The sequence below is a fragment of the Rhizobium subbaraonis genome (assembly GCF_900220975.1).
In the GTDB taxonomy this organism is placed as follows: domain Bacteria; phylum Pseudomonadota; class Alphaproteobacteria; order Rhizobiales; family Rhizobiaceae; genus Mycoplana; species Mycoplana subbaraonis.
In genome coordinates this window covers 76141-93622 of the sequence record NZ_OBQD01000003.1, presented here as the reverse complement: position 1 = coordinate 93622, position 17482 = coordinate 76141, and the positions used below count along the sequence as shown (strand labels likewise).

At 64.3% G+C, this 17482-nt stretch carries 16 protein-coding genes; 7 read left to right on the top strand and 9 right to left on the bottom strand.

All coding sequences use genetic code 11. The features are described 5' to 3' along the window. Positions 1-59: 59 nt before the first annotated feature. Positions 60-419: a cupin domain-containing protein gene (locus CRO48_RS04975; protein ID WP_097136911.1), complete on the top strand. Its 360-nt coding sequence runs from the start codon at positions 60-62 to the stop codon at positions 417-419. 46 nt (positions 420-465) lie between these two features. Here CRO48_RS04975 and CRO48_RS04970 read toward each other — a convergent pair whose 3' ends face one another. The 9 genes from CRO48_RS04970 to CRO48_RS04930 form a co-directional block, all read right to left on the bottom strand. Continuing rightward, the gene (locus CRO48_RS04970) at positions 466-1095 is read right to left on the bottom strand and encodes a cytochrome b (protein WP_210201975.1); all 630 of its coding nucleotides are present in this window, start codon (positions 1093-1095) and stop codon (positions 466-468) included. A 254-nt stretch (positions 1096-1349) separates the two neighbouring features. Then, on the bottom strand, positions 1350-3023 hold the full coding sequence (locus CRO48_RS04965; protein WP_097136909.1) for a glycerol-3-phosphate dehydrogenase/oxidase: 1674 nt from the start codon (positions 3021-3023) through the stop codon (positions 1350-1352). Between the two features lie 12 nt (positions 3024-3035). Beyond that, positions 3036-4559 (bottom strand): FGGY-family carbohydrate kinase, encoded by a 1524-nt coding sequence (locus CRO48_RS04960; protein WP_097136907.1) that lies wholly within the window; start codon positions 4557-4559, stop codon positions 3036-3038. 67 nt (positions 4560-4626) lie between these two features. Beyond that, complete coding sequence (locus CRO48_RS04955; protein ID WP_176526655.1) at positions 4627-5481, bottom strand: DeoR/GlpR family DNA-binding transcription regulator; 855 nt, start codon at positions 5479-5481, stop codon at positions 4627-4629. A gap of 117 nt (positions 5482-5598) precedes the next feature. After that, complete coding sequence (locus CRO48_RS04950; RefSeq protein WP_097136903.1) at positions 5599-6546, bottom strand: D-ribose ABC transporter substrate-binding protein; 948 nt, start codon at positions 6544-6546, stop codon at positions 5599-5601. Positions 6547-6664: 118 nt separating this feature from the next. Beyond that, a complete protein-coding gene (locus CRO48_RS04945; protein WP_097136900.1) occupies positions 6665-7705 on the bottom strand; it encodes an ABC transporter permease in 1041 nt (346 codons plus the stop codon). Positions 7706-7717: 12 nt separating this feature from the next. Beyond that, on the bottom strand, positions 7718-9259 hold the full coding sequence (locus tag CRO48_RS04940) for a sugar ABC transporter ATP-binding protein (RefSeq protein WP_097136898.1): 1542 nt from the start codon (positions 9257-9259) through the stop codon (positions 7718-7720). Further along, on the bottom strand, positions 9256-9906 hold the full coding sequence (locus CRO48_RS04935) for a DUF2291 family protein (protein ID WP_097136896.1): 651 nt from the start codon (positions 9904-9906) through the stop codon (positions 9256-9258). The genes CRO48_RS04940 and CRO48_RS04935 overlap by 4 nt, the downstream gene beginning before the upstream one ends. Next, entirely contained in the window at positions 9899-10096 is a 198-nt protein-coding gene (locus tag CRO48_RS04930; RefSeq protein WP_097136894.1) for a hypothetical protein, read from the bottom strand. Before CRO48_RS04930 ends, CRO48_RS04935 begins: the two co-directional genes overlap by 8 nt. A gap of 589 nt (positions 10097-10685) precedes the next feature. On the opposite strand from CRO48_RS04930, the gene CRO48_RS04925 reads away from it, so the two are divergent. From CRO48_RS04925 to CRO48_RS04900, 6 genes are all read left to right on the top strand, one after another. Then, on the top strand, positions 10686-12236 hold the full coding sequence (locus tag CRO48_RS04925; RefSeq protein ID WP_097136892.1) for an FGGY-family carbohydrate kinase: 1551 nt from the start codon (positions 10686-10688) through the stop codon (positions 12234-12236). A 46-nt stretch (positions 12237-12282) separates the two neighbouring features. Continuing rightward, positions 12283-13794, top strand: coding sequence for a glycerol-3-phosphate dehydrogenase (locus CRO48_RS04920; protein WP_097136890.1), 1512 nt, complete (start codon positions 12283-12285; stop codon positions 13792-13794). An 8-nt stretch (positions 13795-13802) separates the two neighbouring features. Beyond that, a complete protein-coding gene (locus tag CRO48_RS04915; RefSeq protein ID WP_097136888.1) occupies positions 13803-14738 on the top strand; it encodes a sugar phosphate isomerase/epimerase family protein in 936 nt (311 codons plus the stop codon). A 173-nt stretch (positions 14739-14911) separates the two neighbouring features. Next, a complete protein-coding gene (locus tag CRO48_RS04910) occupies positions 14912-15856 on the top strand; it encodes a sugar-binding transcriptional regulator (RefSeq protein ID WP_097136886.1) in 945 nt (314 codons plus the stop codon). Between the two features lie 84 nt (positions 15857-15940). Continuing rightward, on the top strand, positions 15941-16714 hold the full coding sequence (locus CRO48_RS04905; protein ID WP_097137472.1) for a DeoR/GlpR family DNA-binding transcription regulator: 774 nt from the start codon (positions 15941-15943) through the stop codon (positions 16712-16714). Then, positions 16711-17481 carry a triose-phosphate isomerase gene (locus CRO48_RS04900; protein ID WP_097136885.1) on the top strand — a complete coding sequence of 257 codons (771 nt, stop codon included), beginning with the start codon at positions 16711-16713 and terminating at the stop codon, positions 17479-17481. Before CRO48_RS04905 ends, CRO48_RS04900 begins: the two co-directional genes overlap by 4 nt. Position 17482 lies beyond the last annotated feature (1 nt).

The window sequence follows — 17482 nt, the reverse complement described above, 5'->3', positions numbered from 1 at the left end:
ACACCGGCACGTGCGGCCGCGCCGCTGCGCCACAGCCTGATAGAACAGGGTAGACTACAATGATCAGCTTTGAGAATTTTGGTGAACTCGTGAGCCTCGACCTCGGCCCCTTCGCCCCCAAGCCGACCTCGATCGAAGGGGAGCAGCAGGAAGCGGCGAAGGCGCTGTGGACGAGCGCCGAGGGCAGGATGGAAACCGGCGTATGGGAATGCACGCCCGGCCGCTTCACCGCCGACCGCAGCGAGAACGCAGAGATCTGCCACCTGCTGACGGGCCACGTCACGCTGCACAATGCCGATGGCACGAGCCGGGAAATCCGCGCCGGCGAGATGTTCGTGCTGCCGCTCGGCTGGCGCGGCGAGTGGACGATCCACGCGCAGACCCGAAAGATCTATACGATGGTCGCAAGGGGGACCTGACGGAAGAACCTCGCGCGCCGGCTATACGGCCGCGCGCTCCCCATTCTCACACCTTGCTGGGCGCGGTAGCCGGATTTCCGTCGGATTGCGGGCGGTGCATCAATCGCCCCGCCATCCTGGCAAGGGTATCGTCGCGCCCGATGAAATGATGGACGAGTGCGACTGCGACGTGGCCGGCGATCACGCAAAGAAGCAGCCAGGCCAGAGTTCCATGCAGGGCGTTGGCCGGTGCGGTCATCCAGTCCACCTTCACGCCGGTGGCGGGAACGATCTGCACGCCCCAGAGGCTCCAGCCCTTGCCGTTGCCATAAGTCCTGAGCAGCGCCAGTGCGGGGATGGCGAACATCAGCAGATAGAGGCCGGCATGCCCGGCAAGGGCCGCCCGGCCCGCCCATCCCGCGTGCGTCGGCCGCCGGTGGCTGTTGGCGAAAGCCCAGAACGCGCGGATGGTGACGAAAGAGATCGTCAGTGCACCGGCCGTGCCGTGTCCCGGTCCATAGGACGAGATCGTCTTCAACAGATCGGAGCCGTCGAAGACACGCCAGCACAGGATCATGGCGAACTGCCAGATCAGCAGGTAGGCCATTCCCCAATGCAACACGCGGCTGACAAGACCATAGCGGGCAGGACAATCCATCCAGATATTGGACGAGCGCGTCACTTCCTGCTTTTTCATGCGATTTTCCTGAACAGTTTCGACAGCGCCTGTCCCGCCGTTCAGGGCTGGTTCCGGCCATCCATGCAAAATCAGCGGCTTCTTCCCGCCGCAGTGATCGGGCTGCCTAACCTGCGTCGAAACGCTTGTCGAGACCCGGCACGAACAAGACCCCACACCAGCTTTCGACCGGAACGGCACGGCGAAGCGGCATCCGGCCCGAAGTGCCGCGATGCTTGTGGGGCATGATCGCGCGGCAAATACGGGGCGAGACCTCAAAGGCCGACGCGGTTGATCGCGGTCAGTTGCGTCGTGACCGCCGCAATTTCTTCTGCCTTCCGGCCCTCGTCCCAGCCCAGCGCCGCTGCAGCAACGGATGCGATTTCGTCGAGGCCGGCAGCCGTAAGTTTGCCCTCGATCGCAAGCGTGGTCCGGCGCATGACGATATCGGCCAGATGCTCGACCATCTCGTTGCGCGCGATCCAGTCGATCTCGGCGCGGCCATAGCCTTGGACATGCGTGAGCGCTGCGTCTCCCGTGGCCGCGATATGGGCGAGGACAGCATCGGCCGTTGTCCCGTAGCGGCCGAGAAGCGCATCGACCCCGGCAGCGGACAAGCCGCTTTTCCCCGAGCGCTCGGAGACCCACGAACGCCGGGCCGCTTCGTCCACCGGAAAGGCGCGTCCGCCGCCGATCGGCAGCATCTGCGTGCTTTTTCTGCGGTTTCTCCCCATGCGGGACAGGATCGTGTCGGCCACTTCCTCGGCAAAGCCGCGGAACGTCGTCCACTTGCCGCCGACGAGCGAGATGACGGAGAACGGTCGCCCCTCGACCGGCTCCGCCACCGGTGCTGAATGGTCACGGCTGATCAGGCCGGGATTGCTGGCATCCGACGCCGGCAGCGGGCGGATGCCGCTATAGGCGTAGACGATCTGGTCGCGATCGAAATCCAGCTTCGGCAGAAGCGAGCGCAGGCTTGCGATGAAATAGTCGATCTCGTCCTCCTCGCAGCGCACCGCGTCCGGATTGTCGGCCTTGATGTCCGTCGAGCCGACGAGCGCGAGGCCGAGGAAGTCGTAGACGAGGCAGATGCGCCCATCGTCCGCCTCGAAATAGATCATCCGGCCCATGAGGCTTTTGACCAGCTCCGGGTGTCTCAGCAGGATGTGAGAGCCCTTCGTGCCGCCGATGAGTTTGCCGGGGACGCCGAGCGTCGCATTCACATGGTCGATCCAGGGGCCGGCGCCGTTGACCACGATGCCCGCGCGCACCTGCCGCTCACCGCCGCGCGCGTCACGCAAGCGGAGCACGCCGCCTTCCTGCCCGAGCAGCGTCGTGCCGTTCATGGCGCCGGAGGACGGGCTGGCGTCGAGACCGTCGCGCACCAGTTCCCAGACAAGCCGTTCCGGCCGGCTGATCTTGGCGTCGTAGTAGATGCCGCCCGCAACGATGCGCGGCGTGATTTCCGGCATTTCTTCGAGCGCCTTGCGGCGGAAGAAGAACTGATGCTTCGGCATCACGCGGTGACGCGCGCCGTAGAGATCGTAGAGGGCGAGCCCGATCTTGATCAACAGCGCCCCGCGGCTGCGCGGAGCCGTCGTGGAGCCGAGCAGCGTGCGCAATGCCGCCCATGCGCCCTTCGTCAGCGAGAAGGAGGGAATAAAGGTCGGCAGCGGCTCGACGCAATGCGGCGCGTTGCGCAAAAGCAGGTTGCGTTCCAGCGTCGATTGCGCCACGAGGCCCAGTTCGCCGGTTTCCAGGTACTTGATGCCGCCGTGGATGAGGCGCGACGGCGCGGCACTGGTGCCGGACCCGAAATCGGCCTTGTCGACGATCAGGCATTTGAGGCCTTGCAGGCAGAGGTCGCGGAAGAGACCCGCTCCGTTGATGCCCGCGCCAAGGATGATGACGTCGAAGGTCTCGACCGCACCGGCTGTCATTTCCGTCATGTGGTATTCCTGTTACTTCTCGGCATCGCCGAGACGTCGCAGCCTCGGCCAGAGCGGTTTCATGGCCTCGGCGAGGTCGAGGAAGACCCGGTACTTCTCGTCATAGGCACGCTGCCGGTCGGGATCCGGCTGATGAGTGGTCTCGATCGAAGCGAGATCGCGGGGATCGTCGGTGGGCGAGGCAAAGAGCCCGGCGCCCGCCCCGGCGCAAAGTGCCGCCCCCCAGGCGGCCGCCTCTTCCGTCCGTGTCGCCGTGACCGGCAGGCCGAGGATATCGGCGAAGAGGCCGGCCATGGCGGGGTTGCGCGACACGCCACCGGTCAGCCGCGCGGATGTCGGCGCAAAGCCGTCGCGCAGGGCATCGACATGGACGCGGTGGTTGAAGGCGATCCCTTCCAGCACCGCGCGCACCATATCGCCGCGGTCGTGCCAGGCATTGAGCCCGTAGAAGCCGGCGCTCGAAGCGCCGGCAAACGGAGAGCCGAAGAGGTAGGGATGGAAGAAGACGCTCGACGGGCGCTGGCGTGCAGCCTCGAATTCCCGCCCGACGATCGTATGGATGCTTTCGCCCGACGTTTCCGCCTGCTGTGCGGCAGCGCCACAGAACTGTTCGATGAACCAGTCGTAGTTGGCGGTCGACGCAGGCGAGATGGACATGTTGTTCCACTCACCCGGCAGGATGCCATTGCGGCAGAACCAGCGGCCATCGACCTTCGGCGTGCGCGAAACGGTCTCGTTGATCGAATAGGTGCCCGCGATGACGGCGACGACGCCCTCACCGTAGCCCCCCATTCCGAGCGCGGAGGCGGTGACGTCATGAAGGCCGGCCATGACCGGCGTACCCTCCACGAGCCCGGTCAGGCGCGCCGTCTCCGCCGTCACCCCCCCGACGATGTCCGTCGAGGCGGCCATTGGCGGCTGCCGTCCGGCAAGCCGGTCAAGTTCGAACAGGTGAAACGCCTCGTTGGCGTAGTCCTGCGTCCGGACATCGGTGAAGGAGGTGCTGGCTTCCGTCCGGTCCGTGCCCACCGAGCCGCAGAGGCAGAAGCGTAGCCAGTCCTTTGCCGCGATGAAATGGGCGATGAGCGCATAGCGCTCCGGCTGATGCTCGCGGATCCAGCGCAGAATGGCGGACGGTGCCGAGGCGTGCGGCCGCTGGCCGGTCAGCTCCAGCGAACGGGCGCCGACCTCGCCCTCGTTCCAGGCATCGGCAATGGCGCCGGCGCGCGTGTCGAGCGAGACGATGGCGGGGCCCAGCGGCCTCCTGTCTTCGTCCAGGAGATAGATCCCGTCGCCATGGGCCGTGGCGGCGATTGCAACGATATCGGAGGCGGGACGGCCGCAGGCGGAAACAGCCTCCCGTATGGCGTCCGCCGTGGCGGCCCAGAGACCGTCCATGTCGCGCTCGACGTGCTGCGGTGCCGGGATCAGCTGGGGAACGCGCCGCCGTGCGATGGAAAGGACCGTGCCGTCCGCGTCGAAGATGACGGCCTTCGTCACCGTCAGGCCGCTGTCTATACCCATGATGCAGGGCATCGTTGTCTCCATGCTCAAGCGAAGGAGAAACGGCACCCGACATCAGGAATCCGCGGCAGCGGGCTCCTCAGCCGGACCGTGCTCCGTCCGCCACAATGACGTTGATCCCCTTCGATCGCATGCGCGACAGGTGGGAGATCGGGATATCCTCGTCGACGATCACAGCGTCGAATTCCTGGAGCGTCGCGAAGTGGTGCAGCGCGCGCCGCTCGAATTTGGTGTGGTCGGCCAGAAGCACGCGCCGTGCGGCGCTTTCGAACATCGCCCGCTTGGTTTCCACCGTGTCCGGCGACTGGTGATAGACGACATCGTCCACGATCGCCGACAGGGACATGAAGACGGTATCTGCGCGCAGGCGGCGAATCTCGTTGGTGGTGATGTGCCCCATGAAGGCATTGCACCAGTGATGGAACTGCCCGCCGAGCCCGATCAGGTTGAGATCGCTCACCTCCTTCAGCTCGTTGATGAGGACGAGCGAATTGGTAATGACCGTCAAGGGCACCTTTACCGGCAAATACCGGGTCATCTCGTGGACGGTCGTGGCATCGTCCATGAAGATCGCCTGCCCCGGCTCCACGAACTGCATCGCCGCTTCGGCGATCGCCTTCTTCTCCTTGGCCTGCTTCGTCGCCCGATAGACGTCGGAGGATTCGATGAGGCTCGTGGGCGCGGCGGAAACGATGCCCCGCGTCTTGCGGAACAGACCGCGGCTGACGAGCTCGTCGACATCCCGGTGCGCCGTCATCAGGCTGATGCCGAACCGTTCGGTCAGGTCCTCGATGCGGATCGAGCCCTCGGCGATAACCGTTTCGGCGATCATCTGGCGCCGCGCAAGCTGGCGCGCGTGCCGGCTGTCGCTCGGCAGCTCTTCCGAAAGCAAATCCTTGACGTCGACTTTCCTGTTCACGGGAGACCCTGCCATGCTTCGAGGTGAGAGTTTCGTATCTCGTATCGGGCGGCAAGGAAAATGCCAAGCTGGCCCAGGGGTTAGCCCAAGGCCTGTGAATCGGGAGCGCCCGGAGGGCGCTCCCGGACTTGATTACTCGCTCAGGACGAACGGAGCGGTATACTTGTCGACATTGTCCTTGGTGATCAGCAGGCAATCGAACAGCTGCTTTTCGCTGTCGGCACCGGTGCTGCCCGTCTTGATCACGTTGTCGGCCTGCTTCACGGCCGCTTCCGAGAAGACGGCGACCGGCTGCAGAACGGTGTATTGCAGTTCACCGGCCTTGATGGCAGCGACAGCGTCCGGAGAACCGTCGAAACCGCCGACCTTCACCTGTTCGAGCTTGCCGGCTTCCTTCAGCGCGGCAATGGCACCCAGCGCCATTTCGTCGTTGCCGCTGATGACGCCGATGATGTCGGGGTTGGCCTGCAGCAGGGACTGCATCTTGGCGTGGCCCTTGGTGCGATCCCAGTCAGCCACTTCGCGGCCGACCTTCTCGAGGTCCGGATACTGGGTCAGGACGGTCTCATAGCCGTTCGAGCGGGTTGCCGCGTTATTGTCGGCCGGCGCACCGAAAAGCTCGACGTACTTGCCCTTGTCTCCAACCGCTTCGACCCACTGCTGGGCGCCGATGGCGGCACCCTGGGCGTTGTTCGAGACGAGCTGCGCCTTGGCAAGGCCTTCCTGGTTGATCTCGGCGTTGACGAGAATAACCGGAATGCCGGCGGCAACGGCCTTCTTCACCGCACCGACCGAGCCATCGGCATTTGCCGGGTCGAGGATGATCGCGACCGACTTGTTGGTGATCGCGGTATCGATCAGGTTGCTCTCGGTGTTGGTGTCACCCTTGTGGGCGGCAACATTGGCGGTGTAGCCGAGCTTTTCGGCGGTTGCCTTGGCAACTTCGCCTTCGGTGTACCAGTAGGGATTGGACGGATCGTTGACGATGATCGTCATCAGACCTTCCGCCCAGGCGGTGCTGAACAGCAGCGGCACGACGGCGGTTGCAGCGAAGAGTACACGCATTCCTTTTTTGATCATGGTCTCACTCCCATTGTTGAGTTCGGTTGCGCCGGTTTTCGGCGATACTTTCCGCTGCCGGGCCACTGGGCGGTCCACCTCTCCCGGTCGCGGTCAGTTCCAGTCGGCCGCCGCCTGGTCAGCGGCGAGCGTATTTGATGCTGTTCAGGAGAACGGCGGTAACGATCACGGCGCCGGTGAAAACCGTCTGCCAGTAAGCCGAGACACCGATGATCACGAGGCCGTCAGAAAGGAAGCCGATCACGAAGGCGCCGAGCATGGTTCCGATCACCGTGCCGCGGCCGCCCGTCAAAGCGGCGCCACCGATGACCACGGCGGCAATCGCCGTCAGTTCGTAGGTCATGCCCGCCGTCGGCCCCGCAGACGTCAGCTGCGATGACAGCACCAGGCCGGCGACGGCCGCGCAGATGCCGGAAAGCACGTAGACGGTGATCTTCACGCGCCGGACCGGCACGCCGGAGAGTTCGGCTGCACGCTCGTTGCCGCCCGACGCGTAGAGCCAGCGGCCGAAAGCCGTGCGTGTCAGAAGGATGTGGCAGACGACCGCGAAGACGAGCAGAACGATGACGCCGATGGGAATGCCGCCGAGACGGTTGAAGCCGAGCCAGTCGAAGCCGGTGTTGCCGAGCTCCGGACGGCCGCCGAGATTGTTGTAGGTCAGGCCGTTCGTCATCAGGAGTGCGATGCCGCGGGCGACATACAGCACGCCGAGCGTGGCGACGAAGGCGGGCACGCGCAGATAGGCGATCAGCACGCCGTTGACCGCGCCGACGACGGCGCCGAGCAGGCAGGTCAGGATCACGACGACCCAGACGGACGGGTAGAGGATCACACCCAGTTGCGGCAGCACCACGCCCTGCATGAGGAAGCCTGCGACCACGCCGGCAAGGCCGAGCGTCGAACCGACGGAAAGGTCGATGCCGCCGTTGAGGATGACGAGCAGCATGCCGATGGCGAGCAGGCCGAAGATGGCGACATGCGAGGCCATGATCAGGAAATTGCTGACCGTGAAATAGTTCGGCGACATCAAGGAGAAGACGACGACGATGGCGATCAGCGCGAAGAAGGCGCGCCCTTCGAACAGAAGCTCGACAAGGCTCTTCTTGCGCTTGCTGCCGTTCGCCGCTGCCTTGGTGTCTATTGCGGGTGTGACTGACATTGCTCGGCGCTCCTAATGGGCATGCACGGCTTCGCCGGAGGCGGCCATGATCTGTTCCTTGGTCACGTCGGGACCGAATTCTGCGGAGATGCGGCCGCGCCGCATGACGATGATGCGGTGGGCGATGCTGAGGCACTCGCCGACCTCGGAGGTGGTGTAGACGACGGCGAGACCCTGCTTCGCCCGTTCGGCGAGCAGCTTGAAAACCTCCGCCTTGGCGCCGATGTCGATGCCGCGGCTCGGCTCGTCGAGCAGGATCACCTCTGGATTGGTCGCCAGCATCTTGCCGATGACAACCTTCTGCTGGTTGCCGCCGGAGAGCGAGCCGATCGGGGCAGCGCCGCCGTCGGTCTTGATGTGCACCTTGCGGATAGCGTCGCCAACCAGGTCGAGTTCGCGTGCGGCTGACGTGAACAGCCCGCGCGTGAAGGCGCCGAGGCTGGCGAGCGACAGGTTGCGACCGACCGTCATGGTCTGGACGAGGCCGTCACGCTGGCGGTCTTCCGGCACCAGCACGAGACCGTCGCGAATGCAGGCGGCGATCGATTGGCCGGTGACGTCCCTGCCCTTCAGCTTGACGCTTCCGGATGACGGCTTGAGGCGGCCTGCGACGGTCTCGAGCAGTTCGGTGCGGCCGGCGCCCATGAGGCCGTAGATGCAGACGATCTCGCCCGCGCGCACCGAAAGCGAAAGCCCGTCGACGACCGAATAGTCGGCGCCACCGGGATCGGGCACCGTCAGGCCCTCGATCGAAAGGGCCACATCGCCCTTGTCGTAGCCGGACGGCGGCGATCCGAGGTCGAAGTTATCGCCGACCATGTGGCGGACGATCCACTCGAGGTCGATGTCCTTGCGCTCGGCATAGGCTGTCATGGTGCCGTCGCGCAGGACGACGGCATGGTTGGTGATCTGCAGGGCCTCTTCGAGGTGGTGGGAAATGTAGACGATCGACACGCCGCGGTTGGTGAGGTCGCGAATGACCTTGAACAGCACATCGACCTCCGAGGCCGACAGCGCCGAGGTCGGCTCGTCCATGATCAGGATGCGCGAATTGACCGAAAGCGCCCGGGCGATCTCCACGATCTGCTGCTGGCCGAGGCGCAGGTCTTCCACGGGCGTGAGGGGATCGATGTCCTCTTCGAGCTCCTCCATCAGCAGGCGCGTCTGGCGCTCTTCCTCGGCGAAGTCCACGCCCGTCGCCGTCATGATCTCGCGCCCCATGAAGATGTTGTCGCGAACATTCATGTTCGGCGCGAGGCTGAGTTCCTGATGGATGATGGAGATCCCGCGGTCGCGTGCTTGGGAGGATGACGCGAAAGCGATCGCTTCTCCATCGAGAACGATTTCGCCCGACGTGGGCTGCACCACGCCGGAGAGGATTTTCATCAGCGTCGACTTGCCGGCGCCGTTCTCGCCGAACAGCGTCGTCACCTGGCCGCGATGAATGTCGAAATTGACGCCCTTGAGGGCGTGGACGTTGCCGTAGGACTTGGCCACGTTGCGCGCGGCAAGCACGACTTCGCCCTTCTGACCGGTTTCGGCGAGCGCGCTCATTGGACGTCGATCCTCACCGGCGTGACAATCCAGCTCTTCGGATTGACCAGCTTGAAGACGCCGATGACGGAAACCGTCTTGCCGGTCAGCGCGGCCGGATCGATGCCGCCGAGAACCACCTTCTTGACCTCGTTATTGATGGCGGATCCGGCGTCCTGGTACTCGATCTGGTTCTTGAACTGGCCGAACTCGATCTGACCGGTCGCATCGCGCAGGTCGGTGCCGTTGAGGGCCGGGCCGGTCTGTACGCGCACGGTCAGTTCGGCCGGAAGGCCTTCGACGGCGACGACGTTGTAGTTCGCCTTGCGCTCGCCGACGACGCCGGTGAACTTTACCGGGAACACCGGACCGGTGGAGGTGGCGACACCGAACTTCTCGCCCGCCGCCTTCCTGTCGCCGGCGATCGCCTGTGCCAACTCGACCGCATCGGCAGCACGCGTTTCCACGTTCTGCTTGATAACCGGGAACTGCTCGGCGCCGAAGGTTTCCGGGGAGAACTTCTGCACCTGGACGTCGTCCTCGGAGCCGATGCGCACGATCTTCGTGTCGAAGGCCATCGCGCCGACCAGGATGACGGCGGCGGCGATGCCGATCCAGCGGTAGCTTCGCGCGGACTGGGGCGATTTCGATAGCGTGGCGTCAGTCATGTCGGTTGGCCTTGCGTTTGGATGATGGAAGCTTCAGCGGGAACGCGCACGGAGAGACGGCGGCCGGAATTTGCCGAAAGAACTGCCTGCGGCGCGATCGCCGGGCATCGATGGCTTCCAAACAGAACATGTCATGATGTCCTCCCATGAACGGCGCCGGCCAGATCTCCTCACCTGCCTTGCGCTGCATTGCACGCTTCTTCGCAATTGCGATATCTGCGTGTTATAAGTGGCAGTATATATGTTAACTTAACACAGGCTGTCAATGGATCTTTTTCGGCAAACAGATCACGTCACCTTCTCCTTCAATCACAATTGCGCAACAGCGGAGAGAAAGGGAACCGACAGGATGGGCTCCGCCATTCAAGGCAGGCGCCACCAGAAGGACGACATTCAAATTTCCTCAAGCTATTAATTAATATATTAAAAATTCGCAGGGAAGCGCCCACCGACGCACAACCTTCCCCTCGAGGCGGCCCATAAACTCCAAGAGCGGGGGCTCGTGAGCGCGATGCAATTCCACTCCCTCATTGCTCACGACATGATCCATCATACCTGAAAAAAAATTCTTGGTGCGAAAATTTTTTCGAGACACACGATAACTTTGTGGTATGTTCTCGTGTGATGTTCGGGAGGTTTATGATGGCTTCTCCAGGCTGGCGGGATGTCGGCCCGCAGGCCCCATCGGATTTGCCGAAGCGACGATCGGGAGGATCCAATGCTCTGTTTCGAGAAAGGCGAGGCGATGAAGGCCCTCGCGGGAGCCGCAGGTTCGCGCCATGGCTGAGGCCACAGACCTGATCATCGGCATCGATGCCGGCACGTCCGTCATGAAGGCGGTCGCCTTCACCCTTTCCGGCCGTCAGATCGCCACCGCCTCCGTGCGCAACACCTATCAATCCGGAGAAGACGGGTCCGTAACCCAGTCGCTGGACCAGACCTGGCTCGACTGCACGCGCGCTCTGCGCGGGCTCGCCGAAAAGGTCGAACGCCTCGCCGATCGTACCGCCGCCATCGCCGTTACCGCCCAGGGCGACGGCACCTGGCTCGTCGGCGCGGGAAACCGCCCGGCCGGTGATGCCTGGCTCTGGCTCGACGCCCGCGCGGCCCCCACAGTCGAGCGCCTTGCCGCGTCCGATGGCGATCGCGCCCGGTTCGCCGCGACCGGCACGGGCCTCAACACCTGCCAGCAGGGTACCCAGCTGGCCCATATGGATCGGTATTTCCCGGAACTGCTCGCCGGCGCCGAAACGGCGATGCACTGCAAGGACTGGCTCTATCTGAACCTGACTGGCATCCGCGCGACCGATCCTTCCGAAGTCAGCTTCACCTTCGGCAATTTCCGCACCCGCGACTATGACACCGACGTGCTGGCCGCGCTCGGCCTCAGCCATCGCCGCAACCTGCTGCCGGAGGTGATTGAAGGCACGGAAACAGTCCATCCGCTGACGGCAGAGGCAGCCGCCGCCTCGGGCCTCAAGGCCGGAACGCCTGTCTGCCTCGGCTATGTCGACATGTGCATGACGGCGCTCGGCGCGGGCGTGCGCAGCGAAGGCCGCAACGCCGCCTGCTCCGCCATCGGCTCGACCGGCGTGCATCTTCTGGCAAAACCCGTCTCCGAAGTGGTGCTGAACACAGAGCGCACCGGCTATGTCATTGCGCTGCCGATCCCCGGCATCGTCACCCAGGTGCAGACGAACATGGGTGCAACGATCAACCTCGACTGGCTGCTCCAGCTCGGCGTCGACCTGCTCGGCGAGTTCGGCGTCACCGTCGGGCTCAACGACATGATCGGTCGCGTCGACCAGTGGTTTGCCATGAGCAAGCCCGGCAACATCCTCTATCACCCCTATATCTCCGAGGCCGGCGAGCGCGGTCCTTTCGTCAACGCCCGCGCCCGCGCCAATTTCACCGGCCTTGCCAGCCGCCATCGCTATCCGGACCTCGTGCGCGCCGTCGTGGAAGGCCTCGGCATGGCGACGCGCGATTGCTATGCCGCGATGGGCGCCCTGCCGTCGGAATTGCGCGTGAGCGGCGGTGCCGCGCGCTCCGCCTCGCTGCGCGCGACGCTTGGTGCCGCACTCGGCGCGCCTGTCCGCGTCAGCACGCGCGAGGAAGCGGGTGCTGCCGGCGCCTCGATGATGGCCGCCGTCGCCATCGGCGCCTACCGCACCATGGACGACTGCATTGCCGACTGGGTCACGCCGGAGCTTGGCGCAGCCGAGCGGCCGAAGCCTGAAGACACCGAACGCATGACGCGCCTGTTTGCCGCCTATTCGGACGTGCGCCGGGGGATCGCGCCCGCCTGGGACATCCTGGCCGCACGCTGAAGAACACGTTTGCGCCGCCCCGCAGGTGGCGTCGAAGGAGATTGAGATGAACGAGCCCGAACCTATCGACCTCTTCGTGATCGGCGGCGGCATCAACGGCGCCGGCATTGCCCGCGACGCGGCGGGGCGCGGCCTGAAGGTCGTGCTCTGCGAGAAGGACGACCTTGCCGAGGGCACCTCGTCGCGCTCCGGCAAGCTGGTGCACGGCGGTCTGCGCTATCTCGAATATTACGAGTTTCGTCTGGTGCGCGAGGCGCTGATCGAGCGCGAGGTGCTGCTGAATGCCGCCCCGCACATCATCTGGCCGATGCGCTTCGTGCTGCCGCATAGCCCCGAGGATCGTCCCGCCTGGCTCGTCCGCCTCGGCCTATTCCTCTACGACCACCTCGGTGGCCGCAAGAAGCTGCCCGGCACGCGCACGCTCGACCTCACGCGCGACCCCGAGGGCACGCCGATCCTCGACCAGTATGCGCGCGGCTTCGAATATTCCGACTGCTGGGTGGACGACGCCCGCCTCGTGACGCTGAACGCAATCGGTGCCGCCGAAAAGGGCGCCGTTGTGCTGACGCGCTCGCCTGCCGCCTCCGCCCGCCGTGAAAACGGCGCCTGGACCGTCGCGACCAAAAGCAGTGTGACCGGCGAAACCCGCACTTTCCGCGCAAAATGCGTGGTCAACTGTGCCGGCCCGTGGGTGTCCGACGTCATCAATCGCGTTGCCGGCTCCAACTCCACGCGCAATGTGCGCCTCGTCAAGGGCAGCCATATCATCGTTCCGAAGTTCTGGTCGGGCTCGAATGCCTATCTGGTACAGAACCACGACAAGCGCGTCATCTTCATCAACCCTTACGAAGGGGACAAGGCGCTGATCGGAACCACCGACATCGCCTACGAAGGCCGCGCCGAGGACGTTTCGGCCGATGAGGGGGAAATCGATTATCTGCTGAAGGCGGTCAACCGCTACTTCAAGGAAAAGCTGCGCCGGCAGGATGTGCTGCACTCCTTCTCCGGCGTGCGCCCGCTGTTCGACGACGGCAAGGGCAATCCGTCCGCCGTCACCCGCGACTACGTCTTCGACCTTGACGAGACCGGCGGTGCGCCGCTGCTCAACGTCTTCGGCGGCAAGATCACCACCTTCCGCGAGCTTGCCGAGCGCGGCATGCAGCGCCTCAAGCACGTCTTCCCGAGCATGGGCGGCGACTGGACCGAGAAGGCTCCGCTTCCCGGCGGCGACATGCCGAACGCCGACTACGAGACCTTCGCCAACAGCTTGCGCGACACCTATCCCTGGATGCCGCGCAAGCTGGTGCATCACTATGGCCGCCTCTACGGCACGCGCACGAAGGCCGTCGTTGCCGGCGCCACCAGCCTCGAAGGCCTTGGCAGCCATTTCGGCGGCCAGTTCTACGAGGCCGAGGCCCGCTATCTCGCAGCCCACGAATGGGCGCAGACGGCCGACGATATCCTCTACCGTCGCACGAAACACTACCTTCACCTGACGGAAGCCGAGCGCGCGGCCTTCGCCGACTGGTTCAATGCCGCCCGCCTTGCCGCTGCCTGAGGACGACCATGCCGCTGACGCTCTCGCTCAACACCAATCCGCTGGTCAACCGCTTCGCCGAGCCCGATGACCTGATCGAAACAGTCGCGCGCGATCTCAAGCTGCGCGACCTACAGCTCACCCACGAGTTCATCAATCCGAGCTGGAGCGCCTCCACGATCCGCCGCCTGACGCGGCAGATGGACAAGGCGCTGGAGCGCACCGGCGTGCGTGTCACCTCGGGCATGACCGGCCCCTATGGCAGGCTCAACCATTTCGGCCATCCGGACGCGGACGTGCGCCGCTACTATGTCGACTGGTTCAAGACCTTCGCAGACATCATTGGCGATCTCGGCGGGTCCTCCGTCGGCACCCAGTTCGCGATCTTCACCTACAGGGATTTTGACGATCCGGTCCGCCGCGAAGCGTTGATACAGATCGCCATCGACTGCTGGGCGGAGGTGGCCGAGCACGCCAGGTCTGCCGGCCTCTCCTATGTCTTCTGGGAGCCGATGAGCATCGGCCGCGAATTCGGCGAGACGATCGAGGCCTGCCTGTCGCTTCAGGATCGGCTGACGTCTGCGAACATGGCCATACCCATGTGGATGATGGCCGACATCGACCATGGCGACGTCACCTCCGCAAACCCCGACGATTACGAGCCCTATGCCTGGGCCCGCGCCGTGCCGAAGGTCTCACCGATCATCCACATCAAGCAGAGCCTGATGGACAAGGGCGGCCACCGCCCGTTTACGGCGGAGTTCAACGCCAGGGGCCGCATCCAGCCGGAACCGCTGCTGACGGCCTTTGCCGAGGGCGGCGCTATCGACAACGAGATCTGCCTTGAACTTTCCTTCAAGGAACGCGAGCCGAACGACCGGCAGGTCGTCGCGCAGATCGCCGAGAGCATCGCCTTCTGGGCTCCGCATATCGATACCGGCGCGTCCGATCTGAAGTTCGGCTAGCTGTCACGCGGCCATCGGCAAGGCGGATGCAACCAGGCCAGGACGCACGGCGAAAAATTGCGTGCGGATTTGTGACAAAACAAAGAGTTGGGGCACTTTCGGGGAAAAGCGGAAATGTCCTAAGACTTGGCCTGAAGACCGCCCCAGGTTGCAGAGCAGGACAGGACATCGCGATGACCGACAATGAAGAATCTCTCGCCGTCCGCGCCGCCTGGCTGCATTACGTCGGCGGGTTCACCCAGTCCGCCGTCGCAAAAAGGCTCGGGGTTCCCTCCGTCAAGGCGCATCGGCTGATCGCCCGGGCCGTCGCCGATGGCGTGGTCAAGGTCAGCATCGACGGCGAGATTGCCGAATGCGCCAACCTGGAGGTCGAGCTTTCGACCCGTTATGGGCTCGACTATTGCGAGGTGTCGCCGGATATCGACGACGACCCGCTGGCACTGACGACGCTGGGTCACGCAGGCGCGAACTTCCTGAAGCGCGAGATCGAACGGGGCGAAGCGTCCGTCATCGGTTTCGGGCATGGCCGCACGCTTTCGGCCGCCGTTCATCATCTGCCGCGCATCGCCGCCGGCGGGGCACGCTTTGTCTCGCTGCTCGGAGGTCTCACCCGCAACTATGCCGCAAACCCCTACGACGTCATGCATCGCCTGGCCGAGAAGACCGGCACGCAGGCCTATGTGATGCCCGTCCCCTTCTTCGCCAATACCGAGGAAGACCGCGAAGTGCTGCTCTCGCAGCGTGGCGTCAGCGAGGTGTTCGACCTCGCTCGCAGCGCCGACCTCAAGATCGTCGGCATCGGCACCGTCGACAACCAGGCGCATCTCGTCAAATCGGGCATGCTGCAGCCGGACGAACTGGAGGAGATCGCAGCCCTCGGCGGCATCGGCGAACTGCTTGGCCACTTCTTCGACAGCAAGGGCCGCATCCTCGAAACATCGGTGACGGCGAGAACGCTTGCGGCGTCATTCTCCGAGACCGGCAAGGACCGAATCGTCGCCATTGCGGGCGGCCCGCTGAAGACCGAGGCGATCCGCGCCGTGCTGCACAGCCACAAGCTCCACGGGCTGATCACGGACGAGCGCACCGCGCGTCAGTTGCTGCAAAGCTCCACGTGAGGAAAGTCACAAAATCACAAAATTTATGTTATAATTCACCATGAACAATGCTATAGCCGGCAGCGGCGTAACATGGAGAGCGCGGTGAAACGGGAAGAGCGCAGGCAGGAGATCATCAATCTTCTGGTCGAAAGCCGGGCCGTCGAACTCGACGACATCGCGGCGCGCTTCGGCGTTTCCAAGATGACCATCCATCGCGATCTCGACGATCTCGAACGCGCGGGCGTACTGCGCAAGGTGCGCGGAGGCGCCACGATCGATGCCGGCACGCAATTCGAAAGCGACTTCCGGTTTCGCGAGCTGCAGGAATCCGACGTCAAGCGCGCGCTGGCGGAGACAGCGGCAAGCCTGGTGGAACCCGGCATGACCGTGATGATCAACGACGGCTCGATGGCGTCTGTGCTCGGCGACGTCCTCTGCGAAAAGAAGCCGATCACCATCATCACCAACAATGCCGCGATCATGGAGCGCGCCAGGACCGTCTCGGGAGTGACGCTGATGGGCACGGGCGGCGTCTATTCCGCCAAGTTCAACGCCTATTTCGGCATCGTCACGGAAGCCGCCCTGTCGCGTCTGCGTGCAGATATCGCCTTTATTTCCGCGCCCGCCGCTTCGGGCCGGCTCGCCTATCACATGGACGAAGCGGTGGTCCGCTCAAAGCAGGCGATGATGGCCGCGAGCGGCCAGAAGTGCCTCGTGATCAACAGCCGCCGCTTTGGCCACACGGCGCTGCATGTCCTTGCCGACCTCGCCGAATTCGACACGATCATATCCGACAAACCCCTGCCCCCCGACACCGCAGCCGAACTGGACGGCGGCGGAACGGCGGTCAGGATCGCAAAGGAGACAACGACATGAGCCAAAGCCGGACGTTCTGGGTCGGTACGAGCTGGAAGATGAACAAGACGCTGGCGGAGGCGAAGATCTTCGCCGAAGGCCTGAAGGCTGCCGACGGCAGCCGCGACGCCCGCATCCAGCGCTTCGTCATTCCGCCGTTCACCGCTGTGCGCGAGGTCAAAGCGATGCTGTCGGCCACCTCCGTCAAGGTCGGTGCACAGAACATGCATTGGGCCGACGAGGGCGCCTGGACCGGCGAGGTCTCCCCGGTCATGCTGAAGGACTGCAATCTCGATCTCGTCGAGCTCGGCCATTCCGAGCGCCGCGAGCATTTCGGCGAGACCGACGAGACGGTCGGCCTCAAGACGGAAGCGGCCGTTCGCCACGGCCTGGTGCCTCTGATCTGCATCGGCGAGACGCTTGCTGACCGCGAGAGCGGCAACGCCGCCGAAGTGCTGGCCAAACAGGTGCGCGGTGCGCTCGCCAAGCTCGAGGGGGCGCAGAAAGAGGCCCAAATCCTGCTGGCCTACGAGCCCGTCTGGGCGATCGGCGAAAAGGGTATCCCGGCGACCGCCGACTATGCCGACGCGCGCCATGCCGAGATCGCCAAGGTGGCGGAAGACGTTCTCGGCCGCCGCATTCCCTGCCTCTACGGCGGTTCGGTAAACCCGCAGAACTGCGAGGAACTGATCGCCTGCCCGAACATAGACGGGCTTTTCATCGGCCGCTCAGCCTGGAAGGTTGAGGGCTATCTCGACATCCTGGCGCGTTGCGCCGCAAAGATCTGAA